Genomic DNA, 18,580 nt, shown 5'->3' with positions numbered 1-18,580 from the left:
AGGAGTGGATGAGTGAGAGTAGGGGAGTGAGGGAGTGAATGAGTAAGGGAGTGGTGAAGCCAGGAGTTTAGAATAGCCTATGAAGAAGCTAATACAGCTTTTGCTTGATTTTCTAGTAATAGGCCGTATTCCAAACCCTCTACCACTGCCAGGTAAGATGCCTCCAGAATGTTGCCAGAAACTCCTACCGTTGTCCAGCGCTGGTGTCCATTGCTCGATTCCACCAGAACCCGTGTTTTTGCTGAAGTTCCCGCTTTGCTATCCAGAATCCGCACCTTGTAATCGGTCAGGTGGAAGGTTTCAATTTCCGGGTAAAAGTTGATGAGGGCTTTTCGCAAAGCAGCATCCAGGGCGGAAACAGGGCCATTTCCTTCGGCAGCTTCCAAAATATCTTTACCATCAACGGCAACTTTGACGGTCGCTAGAGATGTAGTTTGAATAGTATCGACACCAGGTACACAGTCATAATGAACCTGAAACCCTTTAATTTGAAAGGGTTGCTGACGTTGTCCCAAGGCTTCTCGCATCAATAATTCAAAGCTGGCTTCCGCTGCTTCAAATTGATAGCCTTCACTTTCCAGGTTCTTCAATCGTTGCAAAATCTGACGGCAGGTGGGGTCTTGCTTTTCCAGTTCAATGCCAAAGGTGCGGGCCTTAGCTAGAATGTTGCTCAACCCTGACTGGTCTGAAATCACAATTCGACGCCGATTACCAACCCGCTCTGGTTCAAGGTGCTCGTAGGTCAGGGGGTTGCGTTCAACCGCACTTACGTGAATGCCGCCCTTATGAGCAAAGGCAGATAGCCCAACAAAAGGGGCGTGGTCATCGGGTGCTAGATTCACCACTTCACTCACGTAGCGGCTGGTTTCCGTCAACTTTGTCATTTGCTCATCGCTGATGCAAGAGAATCCCAGCTTCAGTTGCAGATTGGGGAGCAGGGAGCAGAGATTGGCATTACCGCAGCGTTCTCCATAGCCATTGATGGTTCCCTGGACCATACGAACCCCCTGCATTACAGCAGCGAGAGCATTAGCAACAGCAGTGTCGGAGTCGTTGTGAGTGTGGATACCGAAGCGGAGGGGAGAAGGAGGGGGGAATGGATGGATGGGTAGATGGGTGGATGGGTGGATGGGTGGTTTTGAGTTTTGAGTTAACTCCTGGCTTCTGGCTTCTAGCTCCTGAACTGATAAGTTAAAGTGATCAATTACATCGAGAACAATTTGACTGATTTCGTGAGGTAGGGTGCCACCATTGGTGTCGCAGAAGACAAGCCATTCAGCTCCGGCGGCGATCGCCACCTTCAATGTTTCCAGCGCATAGGCTGAATTTTGCTTATAGCCATCAAACCAGTGTTCGGCATCATAAATCACCCGCCGCCCCTGGGCCCGCAAGTACTCAATCGTGTCGCGGATCATGGCTAGATTCTCATCCAGCGTTGTTTTCAGCCCTTCCTTAACATGGAGATCCCAGGATTTGCCAAAGATTGTGACCCAACGAGTTCCCGCTGCCAGGATTGGTTGTAGCATCGTGTCTTCGGCAGCGGAAACCCCTGGTCGGCGAGTGGAACAGAATGCCACCAGCTCTGCCTGGGTCAGCGGCTCTTCCTGAATTTGCCAGAAAAACTGCACATCCTTAGGGTTTGCACCAGGCCAGCCTCCTTCAATGAAAGGAATCCCTAATTTATCGAGCTGGCGAGCAATCCGCAATTTGTCTTCTATCGAAAGCGACAATCCTTCCCGTTGGGCACCATCGCGCAATGTTGTGTCGTAGATCCAGATTTGGCGGCTGTTGTCAAAGGTCATAGGGACTAGAGGTGAAGGAAAATCTAAGTTAAGGTCGTGATATTTAGGCAAAGGTTGCTGTGATGTATAGCGTCCTTCTTGAAATTTGAACGAGGTGCAGGGGTTTCACCCCTGTATTCCGTCCTTAGCCTGGTGACTATAGCTACATTTGAACGCTATAGATGTGACGTTTCTATTACGGAGGGATTCGATGCGATCGCAGCTATTTTTCAGGCAAAACGGAGCAGGATTCTATTTTAAGAAACAGCTTGCTGCCTCAATCGGAAGAAATTCGGTGATTCCGTCAGAAAATCTTGAAATGATTTTCGGCAGCATCTAATCCAATAAATAGCTCCACCCAATTAATCCTCAGAAGAGGGAATGGAGGCTTCGCCCCCAAGCAAAGGGTTCCACCCCCTCCACCCCCAAATCTATTCTTCAATTTAACTTTGCCCAGTTACTTACCCTGCGAAATTGCGGCACACCATATTGATAAAGTCTGCGAGAATTAAACGTAACAGTTGCAGAATTTGGAGCATTTACCATGCCATTCATCAGGGCTCAGGGCAAGATCATTGAGTGCGAAAACGGGGCTAACCTTCGCCAGGCACTGCTCAAGGGTGGAGTAGATGTCTACAATGGTGTAGCAAAAACGATCAACTGTCATGGTCTGGGAACCTGTGGCACCTGTGCGGTTCAGGTAGAAGGGGCGGTTTCAGAATTGAGCTGGCGAGAAAAGACGCGTCTTTCTCTTCCGCCTCACTCCCTCGCCCAGAATCGTCGCTTATCCTGCCAGACTCAGGTTTTAGGAGATGTTTCGGTCACTAAGTTTGATGGTTTTTGGGGACAGGGCGATCGCCCTGTTTGGACTGCGGAAAGTTCAGGTCAGTTTAAGGACTAAGAGCGATGAGCCGTTTGGTACTTGCAATTCTGATCTTGCTGGGGGTGTTGCTGGGGTTAGGTATCATTAGCTTACCTGGTATCCGGCAGTGGTTTTCAAATCAGATTGGAGGGGCACCCCCTACTCAGACGACAGGGTTCAATACTCCCGTTCCTGGCAATATTTCAGAAAATACCCCGATTGCCCCCAGCGGTCCTCCATCCAACGGTTCCCCCCCTACCGATGGCGGCAATGGTGCAGGTGATAGGAGCGATACAGACATTCCCCAAAAACCCCTCCAACCGATTCCTGGAGGATGGTAGAGGAACTCAATTTATAGAATCAACCTGAACCTCGAGCGATAGAAAAACACAAAGCATTATTATGGATACCCAGACTAAAGGATGGGTATATGCAAACATTAGATAAACCATTAGAACATACCAAAGATGACTCTCTGGTCATTGCTGGGCGTACCTTTCGCTCTCGTCTCATGACCGGGACGGGTAAGTATCGCAACTTTGAAGAAATGCGCCAGAGCATTGTGGCCAGTGGATGTGAAATTGTGACGGTTGCGGTTCGTCGGGTGCAAACGAATGCCCCTGGTCACGAAGGGCTAGCCGAAGCTCTGGATTGGACAAAAATCTGGATGTTGCCAAACACGGCTGGCTGCCAGACAGCGGATGATGCCATCCGCGTTGCTCGCCTGGGCAGAGAAATGGCAAAACTTTTGGGACAGGAAGACAATAATTTCGTCAAGCTAGAAGTCATTCCCGATTCCAAATACCTGTTGCCTGACCCAATTGGCACCCTGGAGGCGGCTGAAAAGTTGGTGAAAGAAGGGTTTGCCGTTTTACCTTACATTAACGCCGATCCCTTACTGGCAAAACGACTGGAAGAGGCTGGATGCGTCACTGTCATGCCTCTCGGTTCCCCCATCGGCTCTGGGCAGGGTTTGAAAAACGCCGCTAATATCCAGATCATCATTGATAACGCCAGGGTTCCGGTCGTCGTTGATGCTGGGATCGGTACTCCCAGCGAAGCCGCTCAGGCAATGGAGATGGGAGCAGATGCACTGTTGATTAATACTGCGATCGCCCAGGCCCAAAATCCAATTGCGATGGCACGGGCCATGAATCTGGCAACGGTCGCTGGTCGTCTCGCCTATCAAGCTGGACGCATCCCAGTTAAAACCTATGCCAGTGCTAGTTCTCCCACGACTGGAACCATCTCAGGCTAAGGAACCAGGAATGAAGGGATAGAACGAGGGGTGAGTGAGTAAATAGGTGAATAAGTGTTTCCCCTGCTGGCTCCTGTCTTCTAGTTCCCCCTTCCTGCCATCTTTCTTAAGAATCAGGAAATATATTGCGAACTCTTGTTACAATTAGTAAAACATTGAGGATGATTCATGCGGTATACCATTGAAGACGGCGGTCGTTTGAATAACTTCGCCATTGAACCAAAGATGTACCGGGCTGAGCCCCCAACCAAAAATCAGCAACGGACTTACATTATTATGGGCATTGGTGGAGCAGCTCTTGTGGCTGTACTGATGTACGTAGCGGCATCCGTTTCCTAATCTTCCGCGTATAACAACACCATATTTCCGAAGACAGTCGTTAAGGAAATTAGATGTTTGTAGAATGACCGGATTATCTCATTTGGAGGTATCCGGTTTTTAGTTTTTACTAGGGTGCTCTACGTGTCGTTCTCATAAAGATCAGCCATTCGTCCTGACACTGACGGAAATCTTCTGAAAAGATTTGTATCTCAACCATAGAGGACAGGCTGTCTGCTGGACTCGGCGTAATATCTGCAATGCAACTCGCTGAACGTTCACCTATTGCTTACAAGGCCTTACCTGATGGCGTCTCCCGAACTTTGTCAGGATTAAATCAGAGCGTCTATCAACGGCTAAAAAATTCACTCAGCCTGAACCTGCGTCGTCAAATCTTTCTGGCTGTTTGCGACGATCTGGCCCTGCGTAATCGCCTGGCAGCCCAACTCTATGCAGAACTGGCTTACCCAACTCAAACAGCCACGTTGGCGGGCTATTCTCAATCAAAGACCGAACTTGGGGGCCGTTCTCTCTGTTCTGCTGATCCCATTTTGACTGGCACCCTGGCTGTTGAACCGTCACTCTCCCTCCTTTATCCCCGTCTGGTCAGCCTGAACCTCAATCAGAGTAACCCAGACCCGATCGCCCAGATCCTGCAATGGCTAGAGCAATATCCGCCTCCCAGAGGGTTTCATCAGCCGCCCCATCCTCCGGGGTTCCAGATTTTGGGGGCCGAGCGTTTAACCCGTCAGCCTGCCTGTGTGCAAAAACAATTTCTGAATGCGCTACAGCAAATTGAGAAGTTTCTTCCCAACCTTGAATTTTCCTTACTGCTGTGGTTACCCCGCCCCTGGATTCATGCAGTCCAACAGTCAGCTCCTGCTTTCTGGAACTGGCGGACTGCTTTGTTTGAATTTGAGGGTGATCCAACTCCCGTACCCACTGGCACATTTACGAGTAAGACGGCGGGTAGCACGATCGCTTCAGCCAGCCAGCCGGTTCCCCCCCGGCAGCTACCTGTTGAATCAGCCAGCGATCGCCCCTCTAGCAATGGTTTAAGCCAGGGCAGTTTGGCACAGCCCAGTCAAAGGAAGAAATTGCCAAAAAATTCTGCCCAGCCCAAAACCTCCCATCCCAATGGGACGAAACTTGAACAGACGAAGCCAGCTTCTACTGCGCCTGGGATTGGCTTTAGCGGTGCGAAACCACCTCAGCAGGAAACCACCGCCAAAGAAGACCTGTGGGACATTCTGACCCAGGATCTGGAGAAGTTGACGGAAACGCAAGAAACTCCTGCGAAAAATTTTGAGCAGCAGTTAGGCATTACCAGAAAAGATGGGCACGAACCGCTGCAAAAATTGTCCAATCGGGAACTGCCAGAAACCCAGAAACGGGTAAAACCAGCTACTAAGCCTGAAGCCCAGGGGCGACAGTTGGCAGAAATTCAAAGCCCAGTGGTACCGAAGAAGGAACTCTCTGGAGTTGCCCACCCCCGTGTTTCTGGGCCTTCCCAGGCGATCGCCAAACCCGCTGCTCCCAATCCCATAGCCCTCCCCTACGAACCCCATTCCATTCAGGACTTAGCCAGCCTGGTCATGGCGATCGCCATGCAGGATGAAACGGAAAGCCTGACCAGCGAACATTCAGATTTGATTCAGCCGCTGGAGAGAATTCAGCAACTGCATGTTCAGCAAGCATCCAGTGCCGAGTTGGCCGCCGCTTACCATAGCCTGGGTAACCTCTACCGCACTCATGTTGAACAGGGTGATGACTCCGAATCAACGTTGATGATTGCCATTTGCGCCTACGAACTGGCACTGCAATGGCTGGATGAAACGTCTCCCCTGTCTGCCGATGTTTTGAATGACATTGGTAACCTGTACTGGCTGCTCTCCCGCGGAATAGGCGACGCAGGCAAAGCTCAAATCTATCTGGAACGGGCGATCGCAGTCTACCAGTGTGGGCTCAACTATATCGATCCTCAGGTGCGTCCCCAAAACTATTCCATGATCCAGAACAATCTGGGTTCTGCCTTTGGTGATCTGGCCCGCTATCACAACCCTGCCGAAGCTCTGGAGCACTCCGTTCAAGCCTACGAAGAAGCCCTGCGTTACCGCAAATTGGAAGATGACCCCGCCCGTTATGCCGCCACCCAAAACAATTTAGGAACGGCTTACTGGAACCTGGCCCAGCATCATCAGCCGGTTCTATGCTTGCGACGGGCGATCGCCGCTTACACAGAAGCTCTCCGCTACTACAGCCCGGAGAGGGAACCCCTCTACTACGCCATGATCCAGAACAACCTGGGCACGGCTTACTGGAACCTGGCCCAGCACAAGCAATCTGCTCCCGACGCGATGGAGGTCTGGGAAATGGGAACCACGGGCATGGAGGGCACAGGAGTGCAGGAAGACGGAGATTCCGGGATAACCCCACGTTCTCCTGCTGATTGGCTGCACCGAGCGATCGCAGCGTACCGTGCCGCCCTCACCTACCGCACGATGGAAGTTGCCCCCACTGCCTATGCCGCCACCCAGAACAACCTGGGCACGGCTCACTGGCATCTAGCAAACCTGTCGGGCACCCAACCCAAGGAGCGCAGAAAACACTTGCAGCAGGCGATCGCCGCTTACCAATCTACCCTGGCCGCTGTCAATCATCTCAATGCCGCTGGGTCAGAACACCCCCCCACTCTCACCTTCGATCCTTCTGCCACCCATAACAACCTAGGTTTAGCCTACTACCAGATCGCAACTGACAAACACCACCGGGATGAAGAAGCCAAACGCTCCGCCCATTTAGAAGCGGCCTTGCAACATCACCTCCAGGCTCTCCAGGGCTGGCAACAGAACCCCGACTATCACCAAACGGTCTTTGGCTATGTGCTTCAAACAATCCGCGCCTTTTACACCGAATTTGGCATAAAAGGGCAGAACCTGGCGCTCTCCAAAGTGCCTGCCCACCTCCTACCCGAAGTGATGAAACGACTGTAGGGATGAAATTGTTATCCTACTCCCCTACCCCCTGCTCCTTCCTGGGCAGACTCTTCCACCCCATCTCCTATCACCCTACTACCCATCACACCGCTCCCCCCTTCTGGCGCAACGGAATCTGAATCACGAATTCAGCTCCTTTTCCGGGTTCTGAAAGACAGTAGAGGGAACCCCGGTGCTTTTCTGCCACAATTTGATAGCTGATGGATAGTCCCATGCCGGTTCCCTTACCAACAGGCTTGGTGGTGAAGAATGGGTCAAACAATCGCTGCCGCATTTCTTTAGGGATACCTGGTCCGTTATCAGCAATGCTGATCTTGACGCAATCGTTGTCAAGATACTGAGTGCGGATGGTGATGGTAGGGGGGGAGTTCAGTGTTAAAAGTTGCGCATTAGGCGTTGAAACTCCTTCATTGAGTGCAGTGCGTTTCTTACCTGATAAAAAATTTTCTTCAAGGGCATCGATCGCGTTGCTCAAAATATTCATAAACACCTGGTTAAGCTGTCCAGCGTAGCACTCTACTGGAGGCAAATCACCATAATCTTTGATGATTTCAATAGCCGGACGTTCATCATGGGCTTTGATACGGCTTTGTAAAATCATTAAGGTACTATCGATACCATCGTGGATGTTCACTTCTTTCATTTCGGCTTCATCCATACGGGAGAAAGTACGCAGCGACGCCACAATCTTTTGGATGCGATCGGCTCCTACTTTCATAGAATTTAAGAGTTTAGGCAGATCTTCTATCAGAAAGTCCAGGTCAATTTCTTCAGCTTCCGCCTGGATAGCGGGATGGGGATTGGGATGGTACTCTTTATAGAGTTCCAAAAGCCTGAGCAAGTCCTGAGTATACTTATTGGCATGGGCCAAATTGCCAAAAATAAAACTGACCGGGTTATTGATTTCATGGGCAACACCGGCCACAAGCTGTCCTAAGCTAGACATTTTCTCGCTCTGAACTATCTGGGCCTGAGCTTGCTGGAGTTCCTGAAGTGCCTCTTCCAAATCAGCGGCCTGTTGTTTAAGTTGGGCTTCAGTTCGTTTCCGTTCGGTGATATCTTGCAGGATGACTACAGCACCAATTTTGTGTCCTTCTGCATCAAAGAGTGGATCTCCGCTGGCAAGGATATAGCGGGGTGGCTGTCCTTTTGCCAGAATAGACATCCCTACTTCACGTACCGATTCTCCTTGAAAGGCTCGTAGAAGGGGAGCTTTTTCGGTCGCTAAGGGGGTAATACCATCGGCTTCGTAGAGACTGTAAAGATCAGTCCATTTTTCTGGAGACACGACTCTCAGGTCACATCCATGCCATTCACGGGCCACCCGGTTAAACAGTTTGAGAGTTCCCTGGGCATCGCAGGCAACCACTCCATTGGAGACATTTTCAATGACAACATGGGTAAATTCTTTTTCTAGCCTCAGCGCTTCTTCGGCGGCTTTGCGATCGCGCTCGTTCGCCTTTTGCTCCGTGATGTCTCGCACAATGGTGATAACTTCATTCTCTCCACTGGTGACGATGCGGGCTTCGTAGTCATGGGGCTCACCATTGAGTTCAAGCTGATACTCAATCAGTTGAAGGTTCCCTGTATCTAAGGCTGTGCCAATGGCTGACAGGATTTGCTGAGCCACATTAGCTGGCAATACTTCTTCTACAGATTTTCCCAAAAAAAACTCAACTGGGACGGCTGGGTCCCAGTCTATTGAAGGGAAAAAGTCTAGATAAACGCCATTGCGATCATAGCGAAACAGCATGTCTGGAATTGCCTCCAGCAATGCTCGGTGTCGTGCTTCGCTCTCGAACAATGCGGCTTCTGCTTGTTTGCGTTCGGTGATATCGAGAGCGAGTCCAGCAGTCCCAATGATTTCACCATCAGAATTTACAAGTGGGGTGTTGTGCCACTCACAAATAATTGTTCTGCCATCTTTGGTCAGGTTTCTGTTGATGTTGACTATTCCAGCATGCTGATGGTGAAGGGTGTCAACAATTTGATGCACCTGCGCTCTGGTATCTTCAGGAATCAGAAAGTCAGCATGGCGGCCCAGCACTTCCTGCTTGCAATAACCAAAAATGCGTTCGGCTGCCGGGTTCCATTGAGTAATTTCAAAATTTTTATTCCATTCGACGATCGCAATTGGAGTTTGCTGAACCAGCAGCTCTAAACGTTGTTGGGATTCCCGCAGCTCTTGCAAGGTGCGTTTACGCTCTTCCTCTGCTTCTCCCTGCTGGCGTTGAATGGTGTTTCGTTCAACAATTTCGGTTTGCGAGCGCTCAACGGTTTGCTGGAGTTCAGCAGTCCGTGCTTCCATTCGATCCTCCAGTTCTTCGTTGATTCGTTGCAGCGATAATTCTGCTGATCGCCGCTCAGTAATCAATTCTGTGAACATCATCAATCCGCCAATATTGCCTGCACTGTCGTACCAGGGGCGCATTTCCCAGCGCAACCAATCGACACTACCATCGGGGCGACGAAAGGATTCTCCATCACAACGCTCAACGGCTCCCATCAGGCACCGCTGGTGAATCGCCCGCCAGTGATCAGCTTCAGGAAAGAGATCATAATGACTGCGACCGATTACCTCGCGATCGCCCAGTCCGTAGTATTCCTGCCATTGACGGCTGACCAGCAGATAGCGCATGTCTTGATCGAACATAGCGATCGCAGCAGGGCAATATTCGATAAACAACCGCATCTGCTCTACAGAAGCCGATGAGCCAGTAGGGTAAACTGACTCGGCATGGGTGCTATCTGCTTCCGGGCAAGGCTTAGCCATTTCAGGATGCATTTGCATTGAGAAGTCTTCCATGCCGCTATCAATGAGAGGGCTGTACTTAGTGTTCCCGGTAAATTTTGGGACTAACGGAAACCAGCTTCTGCTAAAGCAGCTATTATGCCGTCTATGGTATCAGTGGGGGGTGGGGCGCAGCACAAGGTTATCTGCAATAGCTTGAGTTTGCAACCTTTAACATCTTCCGATATAAACTGCAGACTAAACAAACTTAGCCCCTCATCCTCCCTAATGATGTTAAGCAGGTCGTCATAATTAATTTGTAAAGGGGGGGCTGCGCCCCTAGAAGGAGGTTTCAGCCCCTCCACCCCTGAAATTATCCTTAATCTAATTGCGAATTTAATTGCGCCTAGCGACTTACTTCCTGGACAACTTTCAAAAACTCGCGCAACACAACAGACGAGTCATCTTTTCGCCACAGGACTGAAATTTGCCTGGTTAAGTCGAGATCCTGGATGGCCCGGTAAACTATGCCATGACGTTGTAAGTTTTGAACATTGCTGGGCAGGATTGCGATTCCAACCCCAGCAACTACCAGGCTCAAAATCGTGAGCATCCAGGTCGCTTTTGCATTGGGCACAAGAATAGGCTCAAATCCTGCCTGGATACAGCGATGGATGAATTCTTTGTAGAAGGGGAATGCCTCTGGCGATGGCAGGATTAGCGGTTCCTTCACTAGAGCATTTAGGGTCAGGTGGGGGTGACTGGTAAGTGGATGGGTTTCTGGGAGTGCAGCCACCAGTGATTCCTGGATGACTGGTAAAACCATTAAGTTGTCATCGTTTTTGGAGGAATTGGAAACCACTTCAAAGCCAACACTCAGACGACGATCGCGCAATTCCTGAATTTGCTGCTCGGCGGTGAGTTCGCGCAATTCCAGCTCTACTTTTGGGAAACGATCGCAGAAGGTTCGTAGAATCTCAGGAAGCAGGGTGTTGGCAATGGAACTAGCAATACCTACGGACAAATAACCGATCTCACCCCGATGTGCCCGTTGTGCTTGTGTAATTGCCTGTTCAAGGGTGATTAACGCTAACTGTGCCTCTTCTAAAAAGACCTTCCCCGCCGCTGTTAACTGAAGCGGTCGTCGTCTGCGATCAAACAACTCAACCTTTAATGTTTTTTCGAGCGATCGAATCCGCTGGCTGAGGGGTGGCTGTTCAATCTGTAACCGCTCTGCAGCTCTGCTGAAGTTGTTATCGGCTTCAGTGATCGCTAGAAAGTAGCAAATCTGACGCAGCTCAATCTGACTGAGACGCAGAAGATCCATTTCAATACTGATTACAATATCTTCAATGATATAGAAGCATCAGTAAACAAGCATTGAAAATATAGTAAAACCCTCTTATCGTTAGCGATGTTAGGGGATGGCAGGAAGAGAGAGGAATTGTGATTGGAGCGCAAGGTCTTACACCATACAGAGGTAGAACCCCTGGCTGGGGGCACCGCTCCCACACCCCCTTTAAGCCCTAATGTCCTAGTGGTTCACCAAAGGAACTTTGCCTGGTTATCTAAACCCGGAAAAACCAATTTAGGGGGTTTTGAAGGGTTACAACGCTTCAAAATCTGCTTGGCAGCCTACTAACGCGTTTGCGTAGAGCTATCTCCGTTCCTGCCCTGGGTTGAGAGTTTTAAGGAGGGCTAAAAAATGTCGAATATAGAGAATCGCTGGCAATTTTGGGTGGATCGGGGTGGGACTTTCACTGACATCGTGGCACGCCGACCGGATGGTAGCCTGATGGTCCACAAATTGCTGTCGGAGAATCCTGAACGCTATCGAGACGCCTCGATACAGGGAATTCGGGAAATTTTGGGACTGTCAGCCGCCGAGCCAATTCCTACTGATCAGATTGCGGCCATCAAAATGGGAACGACCGTTGCCACCAACGCACTGCTAGAACGAAAGGGCGATCGCGTCGTTTTGTTAATTACAAAAGGGTTTCGGGATGCGTTGCGGATTGGCTACCAGAACCGTCCCAACATCTTTGCCCGCCATATCGTGCTTCCCGAAATGCTCTACGAGCGAGTGGTTGAAGTTGAAGAGCGCTACAGTGCCCAGGGAGAAGAACTGGTTCCCCTTAACCTGGAAACAGCTCGCATTGGTTTGCAGGCCGCCTATGAGGATGGTATTCGGGCCTGTGCCATTGTGTTCATGCACGGCTATCGGTATCCAGATCATGAACAGCAAGTGGCTGCGATCGCCCACAAAATTGGCTTCACCCAAATCTCCGTCTCCCACAACGTTAGCCCGCTGATGAAGCTGATCAGTCGAGGAGATACCACCGTCGTTGATGCCTACCTTTCTCCCATTTTGCGCCGGTATGTTGAGCAAGTTTCGGAAGAATTAGGCAACAAATCGGCAATTGACAATGGACAGCTAGAATTCCCGTCGCCTGTCGCTCGTCATCTGTCGCCTCACCTGATGTTCATGCAGTCCAATGGCGGACTGATCGAGGCCCATTCCTTTCAGGGCAAAGACAGCATTCTCTCCGGTCCCGCGGGGGGAATTGTGGGCGCAGTGCAAACCAGCAAAAGGGCAGGGCTGGACAAAATTATTAGCTTTGATATGGGCGGCACTTCCACCGATGTGGCCCACTACGCTGGTGAATATGAACGGGCCTTTGAAACGGAAGTGGCTGGAGTCCGGTTGCGGGCACCGATGATGGCGATTCATACGGTGGCGGCGGGAGGAGGTTCCATTCTCAGCTTTGATGGATCGCGCTACCGGGTTGGGCCGGAGTCAGCGGGAGCAAATCCGGGTCCTGCCTGCTACCGCAAAGGTGGTCCCCTGTCCGTGACGGATTGTAACGTTATGCTGGGTAGAATTCAGCCCGACTTTTTCCCAAAAGTGTTTGGAGTGGATGGCCGGTTGCCGCTGGATGGGGAGGTTGTACGGCGGAAATTTGCCGATTTAGCCACTCAAATTCAAGTAGCTACGGGAGACAATCGATCGCCAGAACAGGTGGCTCAGGGATTTCTGGCGATCGCTGTTGAAAAAATGGCCAGCGCCATCAAGAAAATTTCGGTTCAGCGGGGCTATGACATCACGGAATACACGCTTTGCTGTTTTGGGGGGGCAGGGGGACAACATGCCTGTGCGATCGCCGATGCCCTCGGTATGACTCAAGTCTTCCTCCATCCCTATGCCGGAGTTCTTTCGGCCTATGGCATGGGTTTAGCCAATCAAACGGTTATGAAAGAACGGGCGATCGAAGCTGTTCTGACTGATGATCTCCTGTCCCAGCTTGAACAGATTCAGGCAAACCTGGCGGCAATCGGAATCACCGAACTGGAAAAACAGGGCATTGCAGGCGACCAGATTCAAACATTGCATCGAGTCCACCTGCGTTATCAGGGAACCGACTCTGCTCTAATTGTAAACTCCGGCCCTATCAGGGAAATGATTGCCCAGTTTGAGCAGGCTCACCGCCAGCGTTACGGTTTCATTGCTGAAAATAAACCATTAATCGTTGAAGCTGTTTCCGTCGAAGTCATTGCCCCCGGCGATGCTCCGGAGGAACCCATCATCCTGACCCGCCGTTCAACTCCTCTGCTGCCCACTGCTACGGTTCAGATGTATGCCGGAGATGGCTGGCAGGCAACTCCCGTTTACCTGCGGGAAGACTTGTTACCGGGGGATCAGATCTGCGGCCCTGCCCTGATTATCGAACCCACCAGCACCAACGTAATTGAACCCGGCTGGCAGGCCCAACTGACTGATCGCAACCATCTGATTCTGCAAAAATCAACATCCACCCTGCCTCATTCCCTCACTCCCTCACTCCCTCACTCCCTCACCCTCACCCCCACCCCCGATCCCGTTCTCCTGGAAATCTTTAACCACCTCTTCATGGCGATCGCCGAACAGATGGGCTTCACCCTCCAAAACACCAGCTACTCCGTCAACATCAAAGAACGCCTCGACTTCTCCTGTGCTATCTTTGACCAGCACGGTCAACTGGTCGCCAATGCTCCCCACATTCCAGTTCACCTGGGTTCCATGAGCGAAAGCGTCCAGGCCCTCATTGCAGAAAAGGGGAATACACTCAAACCCGGCGATGTTTACGTCCTCAACAACCCCTATAACGGAGGAACACACCTGCCAGACGTGACCGTCATTACCCCCGTGTTTAGAGAGGGGGGGCAGGAGCAAGGAGGTAGAGGACAAAAAATCAGGAATGGAGCCTCTTCTCCCTTGTTCTACGTGGCTTCCCGTGGGCACCATGCGGATATCGGCGGCATTACGCCAGGGTCGATGCCACCCGACAGCACCCACATTGCCCAGGAAGGCATTTTGATTGATAACTTCCAGGTGGTGGAGCAGGGCCATTTTCGAGAGCAAGAACTGCTTGAACTCCTTACCAGTGGCGAATACCCGGTGCGCAATCCCACCCAAAACCTGGCCGACCTGAAAGCCCAGATTGCTGCAAATGAGAAAGGAGTGCAGGAACTTCGCAAAATGGTAGTTCACTTTGGTTTGGATACGGTGCAGACCTACATGCAGCACGTTCAGGACAACGCCGAAGAATCGGTTCGGCGCGTGATCGATGTCTTACAGGATGGTCACTTCACCTATACAATGGACGATGGTAGCCAGATTGCCGTAACTATCACCATCGATCGCCTCCATCGCCGCGCCAAAATCGATTTCACGGGCACCTCTCCCCAACAGCCCAACAACTTTAACGCTCCAGTTGCCGTCTGTAAGGCTGCCGTACTCTATGTCTTTCGCAGTCTGGTGGAGGATGATATTCCCCTCAATGCAGGCTGTCTCAAGCCTTTGGACATCGTTATTCCAGAAGGCTGTCTGCTCAATCCCCGCTATCCGGCAGCGGTAGTAGCTGGCAATGTGGAAACTTCTCAGGTAGTTACAGATACGTTGTATGGGGCGTTGGGAGCGATCGCCGCTTCCCAGGGCACCATGAACAATTTCACCTTTGGCAACCAGCGCTATCAGTACTACGAAACCATCTGCGGCGGATCGGGGGCTGGACCCACCTTTCATGGAACCGATGCCGTCCACACCCATATGACCAACTCCCGCCTCACCGATCCAGAAGTGCTGGAATGGCGGTTCCCGATTCTCCTGGAAAATTTTGCTATCCGTCCCAACAGTGGCGGACAGGGCCTCTACCGGGGTGGCAATGGTGTCATTCGCCGGATCCGCTTTCGTGAAGCAATGACAGCCGCCATCCTCTCTGGACATCGGATTGTCCCACCATTTGGACTGTGTGGCGGGAAACCAGGTAGCGTTGGACGAAACTGGGTGGAACGAGCCGATGGAGCGATCATAATCCTGGGTAGCAAGGCAGAAGTGACCATGCAGCCCGGTGATGCATTTGTGATTGAAACGCCAGGTGGAGGTGGATATGGGGAAGGGGTAGGGGGAGTAGGAGGGTGAATGGGGAGTGGGGGAGTAAGAGGGTGGATGAGTGGATGAGTGGGAGGAGTAACAGAGTGGCGGAGTGATAGAGCCCTGGATGTAAAAAGCAATCCCCCTAATCCCCCCATCCCCCACCCCTCACTTCCTAACTCTGAGGTGTCTCTGCTGGCTCCGTGCAGCCAATCACAATTTCTGACGTGCGGGGATAGGTTTTGAGCAAAGCCATGAATCTGGAGAACTGGAAACTGCGGGGGTCAATACGAGATCGGGAGCGATCTACATCTCTATGGGTGGTAATTCGGTCATCGGGAACTCCAGTTTTTGCCACCAGCCAGGCAAGGGACTGGTACTGAGCCTGGGTATAACCACTGTGGGTGTAACCATTGTCGTTGCCGTCGTAGGGGGGTTTCCAGGGAAATGTGATAAGCGAAGTTATTTACCGATCCGGGAAGGTCGGCATTAGTTTTCACCGATTTTCCCCTAAAGGAGGAGTTGCCTGCTCCATAGGCTCGTTTGTCGGGAGGAACCATATAGACAATCGTGCCATCCAACTTGATCAGAGTGTGGTAACTGGCCTGGTCTTCATCTCTGGGATGGGGGGTGCGAAAAAAGTTGAGAGTGCTGTAGGCCGAACCAACGGTTTCATGGAGCACAACGATTGGGTCTAGAAGTGCTGGGTTGCCATTGATATCCTTGAAGTAGCGATCGCCATAGTTAGTCGGGTCGATCAAGACAATTTCCTCTTTTGGAGTGAATGTCGTCAGTCTGCGGCTGAACAAACTGGCGGTCGGCGCTTTATCCTCTGAACTGATCTCACTTCTGTCCTGACGAAATCGGCTGAGGGTAATCGAACCTGGTACCACTCCCAGGGCTTGAACCGTTGATCGAAACGGGGAAGTTTTTCCTTTCTTTTCGGGCCGAAGCGCGCATTGGGTTGAAAACCCCGGTGCCAAGGGCGGAGATTTAACTTCAGGCTCAGATGCAGGGCGTCCGGGAGTCTCGAACCCCGATACATCGCGAAGTTGGGCAACCCCCGAACTAATCGTCAGCGTTAGAGTGATCAGGCACAGGGCCACTAGTGCCACAACAGTCAAGAACCTTCGTTTCATTTCATCTACTTCAGCGGAGACAGCATTGACAGCATTTTTCAGTTGAGTTAACCACCCCTGCATAGGGGCTGGGGGTTAGGGGCTAAAGTGGAGCTTGGGTATTTGGAAATGGGCGATCGCGTACTGCAAAAACCATAACGAACCCAAAAGACGGAGCCATCTACCCCTGGCTAATATCCACTAGAGATGGAACCCACGGTTCCTGATAGACACCCTGCATCCGCATACTCCACACCCACCACAAACAATCTTCGATGCAATCCTACATCAGGCTGCCAGTCCAAACTCAAAATTTCGCTACCAAATCTCGATCATTTTACAAATTCCACCGCCCCTAATGCGACTTCAGCGCACCGATTATGCAATTAGCAGGAATCAAAGATACTCTAGATGAGTCACTTTCCACTGGCTCATAACCCTGATGCTTCCCCCTCTATACGTGTGTCCCTTGAGTGAAACCCAACAAGCTGCCCTCAAACAAGGACTACGCTGCAAAGATGCTTTTACCCTGCGGCGCTGCCAAATCTTGCTGGCTAGGGCTAGACGTATCCAGCCCAGAGACATTGCCACCACGGTCGGTGGTAGTGTCCAAACTGTTTGCAAGGTGATTCGTGCCTTCGAGCAGCAGGGGTTAGCTTGTTTGCACGCCTGATCGAGTCGTCCTAAAACGGTCAAACTCATCTTGGATGAGGACAAGCGCGCCCAATTGCGGCAGGTGCTCCATGCTATAGCTCTACGCGGGTGCGTTAGGACATTGGAAATTAGAGAAGGAGTGGGGGCTGCGCTCCTAGCCAGGGGTGGAACCCTTGTACTCCGTCCTAAGCCTAGTGGCTATCGCTATACTAAGCGCACAAGAAGTTAAGACCAGAGTTTATGACTATTTTGATTGTCCCTTGCTAAAAGCCTTAGCAAAAAAGGTTTCCTGAAAATGTACTAGGAATTTCCCATCTTGTATTATCCACCGTGAATACCAGGAACATGAAACTGACTTATGACTATCAAATATTTTCCTTGCAGAGGTATGGAGGTGTTTCCCGATACATCTATGAACTAGCAGGGCGGATTGCACTCCGCAATGAATTTGAAGTCAGTGTTCCTGCATTCTTATATATCAATCAATATCTAAAGAACTCTAATTCTCGCTACTGTTTAGGAGTATCCATTCCTCCTATTCCTAAAACAAGAAAAATACGACTGACAATTAATCATCTGCTGAGCAAAGCTTACTTCCAGTATCAAATTCCAGATATTGTTCATGAAACCTATTATTCCTTCGAACGGTCTGCTCCCCAGAAGAGTAAGATAGTTTTAACTGTTCATGACCTGATTCATGAGAAGTTTAATTACCTCTTCCCAAAAATTGATAAGACTGTATGGATGAAGGAAAAAGCAATCCATCGTGCAGATAGAATTATTTGTGTTTCTGAAAATACGCGGAGAGATTTGCTGGAATATTATGATGTCGCTCCAGAAAAGGTATCAGTAATTTACCTGGCTAGTTCCTTAATTCCTGAATCAAAAATTAATAGGAAGAATCTATCTACCCCCTATATCCTGTATGTAGGAGAACGCAAAGGATATAAGAACTTCTCTCGCTTGTTGGAGGCTTTTGCTTTATCAAAGGAGTTAAGTTCTGAACTGAATCTCATTTGTTTCGGTAGTCTGCCATTTTCTAAGGAAGAATTGAGTTTATTACATAAACTTGGACTCAATCCAGAACGGGTAAGGCATGTATCCGGGGATGAGGAGACTTTGGCATCCTGGTATGCGGGTGCTGCTGTGTTTGTCTATCCGTCTCTCTATGAAGGATTTGGTATTCCTCCCTTGGAGGCAATGGCTTGTGAATGCCCGGTTGTCTGTAGTAGAACCAGTTCCATTCCTGAAGTTGTGGGAAGTGCAGCAGAATTTTTTGATCCCTACCAACCAGAAAGTATTGCAGATGCACTTCTGAAGGTTCTAAACTCTTCAGATAAAACAAAAGATTTAATCCGACTCGGTAGAGAGCAAGTTAAACGGTTTTCTTGGGAAAAATGTGTAGAGGAAACTTGCCTTGTTTATCAATCGCTTATCTAGCTTCATTAAGTC

12 protein-coding genes are annotated in these 18,580 nt (G+C 50.4%); 8 read left to right on the top strand and 4 right to left on the bottom strand.

What is annotated here, in order from left to right:
* Positions 1-77 precede the first annotated feature (77 nt).
* Positions 78-1,802 carry a citramalate synthase gene (gene cimA, locus P4D80_RS10490; protein WP_421659090.1) on the bottom strand — a complete coding sequence of 575 codons (1,725 nt, stop codon included), beginning with the start codon at positions 1,800-1,802 and terminating at the stop codon, positions 78-80.
* A 523-nt stretch (positions 1,803-2,325) separates the two neighbouring features.
* Here cimA and P4D80_RS10485 point away from each other — a divergent pair.
* From P4D80_RS10485 to P4D80_RS10465, 5 genes are all read left to right on the top strand, one after another.
* Positions 2,326-2,682: a 2Fe-2S iron-sulfur cluster-binding protein gene (locus tag P4D80_RS10485; RefSeq protein ID WP_421659089.1), complete on the top strand. Its 357-nt coding sequence runs from the start codon at positions 2,326-2,328 to the stop codon at positions 2,680-2,682.
* Positions 2,683-2,687: 5 nt separating this feature from the next.
* Positions 2,688-2,984 carry a hypothetical protein gene (locus P4D80_RS10480; RefSeq protein ID WP_421659088.1) on the top strand — a complete coding sequence of 99 codons (297 nt, stop codon included), beginning with the start codon at positions 2,688-2,690 and terminating at the stop codon, positions 2,982-2,984.
* An 89-nt stretch (positions 2,985-3,073) separates the two neighbouring features.
* Positions 3,074-3,901, top strand: coding sequence for a thiazole synthase (locus P4D80_RS10475; protein WP_421659087.1), 828 nt, complete (start codon positions 3,074-3,076; stop codon positions 3,899-3,901).
* Positions 3,902-4,069: 168 nt separating this feature from the next.
* Positions 4,070-4,240, top strand: a complete 171-nt coding sequence (psb34, locus tag P4D80_RS10470; RefSeq protein WP_421659086.1) for a photosystem II assembly protein Psb34 — start codon at positions 4,070-4,072, stop codon at positions 4,238-4,240.
* Between the two features lie 239 nt (positions 4,241-4,479).
* Positions 4,480-7,212: a hypothetical protein gene (locus P4D80_RS10465; RefSeq protein ID WP_421659085.1), complete on the top strand. Its 2,733-nt coding sequence runs from the start codon at positions 4,480-4,482 to the stop codon at positions 7,210-7,212.
* Between the two features lie 85 nt (positions 7,213-7,297).
* Here P4D80_RS10465 and P4D80_RS10460 read toward each other — a convergent pair whose 3' ends face one another.
* A complete protein-coding gene (locus tag P4D80_RS10460) occupies positions 7,298-10,021 on the bottom strand; it encodes a PAS domain S-box protein (RefSeq protein ID WP_421659084.1) in 2,724 nt (907 codons plus the stop codon).
* Positions 10,022-10,352: 331 nt separating this feature from the next.
* On the bottom strand, positions 10,353-11,273 hold the full coding sequence (locus tag P4D80_RS10455; RefSeq protein WP_421659083.1) for a LysR substrate-binding domain-containing protein: 921 nt from the start codon (positions 11,271-11,273) through the stop codon (positions 10,353-10,355).
* A gap of 378 nt (positions 11,274-11,651) precedes the next feature.
* Here P4D80_RS10455 and P4D80_RS10450 point away from each other — a divergent pair, with 378 nt between their 5' ends.
* Positions 11,652-15,404: a hydantoinase B/oxoprolinase family protein gene (locus P4D80_RS10450; protein WP_421659082.1), complete on the top strand. Its 3,753-nt coding sequence runs from the start codon at positions 11,652-11,654 to the stop codon at positions 15,402-15,404.
* A 284-nt stretch (positions 15,405-15,688) separates the two neighbouring features.
* On the opposite strand, the gene P4D80_RS10445 is transcribed toward P4D80_RS10450, so the two are convergent.
* Positions 15,689-16,558, bottom strand: coding sequence for a peptidoglycan recognition family protein (locus tag P4D80_RS10445; RefSeq protein ID WP_421659081.1), 870 nt, complete (start codon positions 16,556-16,558; stop codon positions 15,689-15,691).
* Between the two features lie 358 nt (positions 16,559-16,916).
* Here P4D80_RS10445 and P4D80_RS10440 point away from each other — a divergent pair, with 358 nt between their 5' ends.
* Together P4D80_RS10440 and P4D80_RS10435 are read left to right on the top strand one after the other, a co-directional pair.
* Positions 16,917-17,147 (top strand): helix-turn-helix domain-containing protein, encoded by a 231-nt coding sequence (locus P4D80_RS10440; RefSeq protein ID WP_421659080.1) that lies wholly within the window; start codon positions 16,917-16,919, stop codon positions 17,145-17,147.
* Positions 17,148-17,473: 326 nt separating this feature from the next.
* Positions 17,474-18,568: a glycosyltransferase family 4 protein gene (locus P4D80_RS10435; RefSeq protein ID WP_421659079.1), complete on the top strand. Its 1,095-nt coding sequence runs from the start codon at positions 17,474-17,476 to the stop codon at positions 18,566-18,568.
* The last annotated feature ends 12 nt before the right edge of the window (positions 18,569-18,580 follow it).

The organism is Leptothermofonsia sp. ETS-13 (genome assembly GCF_049200465.1).
In the GTDB taxonomy this organism is placed as follows: Bacteria; Cyanobacteriota; Cyanobacteriia; order Leptolyngbyales; family Leptolyngbyaceae; genus Leptothermofonsia.
The sequence above is the reverse complement of the archived record's forward strand: the minus strand, read 5'-3'. Positions and strand labels throughout refer to the sequence as shown.